Below are 2,283 nucleotides of genomic sequence, written 5' to 3' on the forward strand. Positions count from 1 at the left end.
ACCATTCGACGCACCATCCTGATTCACCGCAGAACCACGCACCACCGCCAACACCTCATGCCCCAACCGCCGAGCATCCGACAACCGCTCCAACAACAGAACCGCCACACCCTCCGCCAGTCCTGTGCCGTCGGCCGCGTCGGCGTACGCCTTGCACCGGCCGTCGCGGGCCAGCCCGCGCTGCCGGGAGAAGTCGACGAAGACCTCAGGCGTGGCCATCACCGCGACACCGCCCGCAAGGGCCAGGGAGCAGTCGTCGTTACGCAGGGCCTGGGCCGCCAGGTGCAAGGCCACCAGGGACGACGAGCACGCCGTGTCCACGGTCACCGCCGGGCCCTCGAGACCCAAGCTGTATGCCACACGGCCCGACGCCACGCTTCCCGAGTTGCCGATGCCGAAGTAGCCCTCCAGGCCCTCGGGCAGCGAGTCGATGTTGTGGGCGTAATCGTGGTACATCAGTCCGGAATAGACACCGACGTCCTTGCCGCGCAGTGAGGTCGGGTCGATGCCCGCACGCTCGAAGACCTCCCACGACACCTCCAGCAGCTGCCGCTGCTGCGGGTCGATGGCGAGTGCCTCGCGCGGCGATATGCCGAACAGCGTCGCGTCGAAGCCACCGGGGTCGTCGATGAAGCCGCCCTCGTCGGCGTACGTCGTGCCCGTGCGCTCGGGGTCCGGGTCGAAGAGCCGGTCGAGATCCCAGCCCCGGTCCGTGGGGAACGAGGTCATGGCGTCCTCGCCGTCGGCGACGAGCCGCCACAGGTCGTCGGGGGACGTGACCCCGCCCGGGAGCCGGCAGCCCATCCCCACGATCGCGATGGGTTCGTTCGTCCTGGACTCGATCTCCCGGATCCGCTTGCGTGTCTGCTGCAGCTCACCCACCACGCGCTTGAGGTAGTCGCGCAGCTTCTCGTCATTCGACATGCGGTTCGTCCTTGTGTCGGGTCGGCTGTACGGAACGGCTGGTTCGGCCGGTCAGGAGGAGCCGAGCTCGCTGTCGATCAGCTCGAATATCTGGTCGTCGGAGGCCGTGTCGAGGTCGATGCCGCCCGCGTGCTCCGGGGAGCGGTGCGCCTCGGCCCACTTCGCCGTGAGTGCTTCGAGCCGCGCGGTGACCTGGGCCCGGAGCGATGCGTCGGGAGCGGGGTCCCCGAGGGCCTGCTCCAGCCGGTCCAGCTCGGCCAGGGCCGGCGGTGCGTCGGGCGTCGCCTCGGCCGGCGCGATCCGGTCCCGCAGATACCGGGCGAGTGCGGCCGGAGTGGGGTGGTCGAACACGAGCGTGGCCGGCAGCCGCACACCGGTCGACGTCGCCAGGCGATTACGCATCCTGACGGCGGTCAGCGAATCGAATCCCACCTCGTTGAAGGCCTGATTCGCCTTGATCGACTCGTGTGCGGCAAGTCCGAGTACGGATGCGGCGTCGCTCCGCACGAGTTCCACGAGCAGTCGTATCTGCTCCGCTTCCCCGACGGCGGCCAGTCGGCGCGTCAGCGACCGCCCGTCGCCCTGGTCCTCGTCGGCCGCCACCGGACCGGCGGCCTTCCTGGGTGTGCGGACCAGTCCCCGCAGGAGTGGGGGAAGGTCCCCGGCCGCGGCTTGGGCCCGCAGGGCCGTGAAGTCGAGCTTCGTCGGAACGACATGCGGCTCCTCGGATGTCAGCGCCGCGTCGAGCAGTGCCAGCGCCTCGGCCGACGTGAGCCCGGCCTGGCCGCCTCGGGCCATGCGTCCGAGCGCGGTCGCGTCGAGGTGTCCGGTCATGCCGCTCGCCTGCGACCACAGGCCCCACGCGAGTGAGACAGCGGGCAGCCCTTGCGTACGGCGCCACTGCGCGAGTCCGTCGAGGTATCCGTTGGCCGCCGCGTAGTTGCCCTGCCCGGCGTTCCCGAAGACTCCGGCGCCGGAGGAGAAGAGGACGAAGGCCGCCAGGTCCAGCTCCCGCGTCAGCTCGTGCAGATGCCACGCGGCATCCGCCTTCGGCCCGAAGACCGTGTCGATACGGTCCGGTGTCAGGGAGGACAGCACTCCGTCGTCGAGTACTCCGGCGGTGTGGACCACTGCGGTCAGCGGATGCTCCGCCGGAACTTCTCCCAGCACCGCGGCAAGAGCGTCACGATCACCCACATCCGCAGCCACGACCTCGACCCGCGCACCAGCAGCCCTCAGCTCCTCCACCAGAGCCGACGCACCATCAGCCGCCACCCCACGACGACTCACCAACACCACACTGCGCACCCCATGCACCACCACCAGATGCCGGGCCACCAACCCACCCAACGTCCCCGT

At 69.9% G+C, this 2,283-nt stretch carries 2 protein-coding genes; both read right to left on the bottom strand.

Annotated elements, in window-relative coordinates; translation table 11 throughout:
* Positions 1-924 (bottom strand): beta-ketoacyl synthase N-terminal-like domain-containing protein (locus ACWCQM_RS40880; RefSeq protein WP_450920133.1); only part of this gene is annotated, 924 nt, incomplete at its 3' end.
* Between the two features lie 51 nt (positions 925-975).
* Positions 976-2,283, bottom strand: a 1,308-nt coding sequence (locus ACWCQM_RS40885; RefSeq protein ID WP_450920134.1) for a type I polyketide synthase, incomplete at its 5' end; no start/stop codon positions are given.

This window comes from Streptomyces sp. NPDC002125, assembly GCF_053593715.1.